1 rRNA gene is annotated in these 2,615 nt (G+C 52.7%); it reads right to left on the bottom strand.

Features of this window, described 5'->3' with window-relative positions:
* Window positions 1-69: 69 nt before the first annotated feature.
* Window positions 70-2,615 (bottom strand): 23S ribosomal RNA (locus L2097_RS25055); the annotation flags it as partial.

Genomic DNA, 2,615 nt, shown 5'->3' with positions numbered 1-2,615 from the left:
TGCGTTCTGATGTAATCTGTAATCCAAGCTGAAAATCTCTCAAATCCGCCAAAACATCTTCGGCGTTGTAAGGTTAAGCCTCACGGTTCATTAGTACCGGTTAGCTCAACGCATCGCTGCGCTTACACACCCGGCCTATCAACGTCGTCGTCTTCAACGTTCCTTTAGTGTCCTTAAAGGACAAGGGAAGACTCATCTCGGGGCAAGTTTCGTGCTTAGATGCTTTCAGCACTTATCTCTTCCGCATGTAGCTACCGGGCAATGCCATTGGCATGACAACCCGAACACCAGTGATGCGTCCACTCCGGTCCTCTCGTACTAGGAGCAGCCCCCCTCAATCTTCCAGCGCCCACGGCAGATAGGGACCGAACTGTCTCACGACGTTCTAAACCCAGCTCGCGTACCACTTTAAATGGCGAACAGCCATACCCTTGGGACCTACTTCAGCCCCAGGATGTGATGAGCCGACATCGAGGTGCCAAACACCGCCGTCGATATGAACTCTTGGGCGGTATCAGCCTGTTATCCCCGGAGTACCTTTTATCCGTTGAGCGATGGCCCTTCCATTCAGAACCACCGGATCACTATGACCTGCTTTCGCACCTGCTCGCGCCGTCACGCTCGCAGTCAAGCTGGCTTATGCCATTGCACTAACCTCCTGATGTCCGACCAGGATTAGCCAACCTTCGTGCTCCTCCGTTACTCTTTGGGAGGAGACCGCCCCAGTCAAACTACCCACCAGACACTGTCCGCAACCCGGATCACGGGTCCACGTTAGAACATCAAACATTAAAGGGTGGTATTTCAAGGTTGGCTCCATGCAGACTGGCGTCCACACTTCAAAGCCTCCCACCTATCCTACACATCAAGGCTCAATGTTCAGTGTCAAGCTATAGTAAAGGTTCACGGGGTCTTTCCGTCTTGCCGCGGGTACACTGCATCTTCACAGCGAGTTCAATTTCACTGAGTCTCGGGTGGAGACAGCCTGGCCATCATTACGCCATTCGTGCAGGTCGGAACTTACCCGACAAGGAATTTCGCTACCTTAGGACCGTTATAGTTACGGCCGCCGTTTACCGGGGCTTCGATCAAGAGCTTCTCCTTACGGATAACCCCATCAATTAACCTTCCGGCACCGGGCAGGCGTCACACCGTATACGTCCACTTTCGTGTTTGCACAGTGCTGTGTTTTTAATAAACAGTTGCAGCCAGCTGGTATCTTCGACTGATTTCAGCTCCGTCCGCAGGGACTTCACCTACATATCAGCGTGCCTTCTCCCGAAGTTACGGCACCATTTTGCCTAGTTCCTTCACCCGAGTTCTCTCAAGCGCCTTGGTATTCTCTACCTGACCACCTGTGTCGGTTTGGGGTACGATTTGATGTTACCTGATGCTTAGAGGCTTTTCCTGGAAGCAGGGCATTTGTTACTTCATCACCGTAGTGACTCGTCATCACACCTCAGCCTTGATTATCCGGATTTGCCTGGATAATCAGCCTACATGCTTAAACCGGGACAACCGTCGCCCGGCTAACATAGCCTTCTCCGTCCCCCCTTCGCAGTAACACCAAGTACAGGAATATTAACCTGTTTCCCATCGACTACGCCTTTCGGCCTCGCCTTAGGGGTCGACTCACCCTGCCCCGATTAACGTTGGACAGGAACCCTTGGTCTTCCGGCGAGCGGGCTTTTCACCCGCTTTATCGTTACTTATGTCAGCATTCGCACTTCTGATACCTCCAGCATGCCTCACAGCACACCTTCGCAGGCTTACAGAACGCTCCCCTACCCAACAACACTTAGTGTCGCTGCCGCAGCTTCGGTGCATGGTTTAGCCCCGTTACATCTTCCGCGCAGGCCGACTCGACCAGTGAGCTATTACGCTTTCTTTAAATGATGGCTGCTTCTAAGCCAACATCCTGGCTGTCTGTGCCTTCCCACATCGTTTCCCACTTAACCATGACTTTGGGACCTTAGCTGGCGGTCTGGGTTGTTTCCCTCTTCACGACGGACGTTAGCACCCGCCGTGTGTCTCCCGTGATAACATTCTCCGGTATTCGTAGTTTGCATCGGGTTGGTAAGCCGGGATGGCCCCCTAGCCGAAACAGTGCTCTACCCCCGGAGATGAATTCACGAGGCGCTACCTAAATAGCTTTCGGGGAGAACCAGCTATCTCCCGGTTTGATTGGCCTTTCACCCCCAGCCACAAGTCATCCGCTAATTTTTCAACATTAGTCGGTTCGGTCCTCCAGTTAGTGTTACCCAACCTTCAACCTGCCCATGGCTAGATCACCGGGTTTCGGGTCTATACCCTGCAACTTAACGCCCAGTTAAGACTCGGTTTCCCTTCGGCTCCCCTATTCGGTTAACCTTGCTACAGAATATAAGTCGCTGACCCATTATACAAAAGGTACGCAGTCACACCACGAAGGTGCTCCCACTGCTTGTACGTACACGGTTTCAGGTTCTTTTTCACTCCCCTCGCCGGGGTTCTTTTCGCCTTTCCCTCACGGTACTGGTTCACTATCGGTCAGTCAGGAGTATTTAGCCTTGGAGGATGGTCCCCCCATATTCAGACAGGATACCACGTGTCCCGCCCTACTCATCGAGCTCACA

Source organism: Citrobacter sp. MNAZ 1397 (assembly GCF_023613995.1).
Taxonomy (GTDB): domain Bacteria; phylum Pseudomonadota; class Gammaproteobacteria; order Enterobacterales; family Enterobacteriaceae; genus Phytobacter; species Phytobacter ursingii.
The sequence above is the reverse complement of the archived record's forward strand: the minus strand, read 5'-3'. Positions and strand labels throughout refer to the sequence as shown.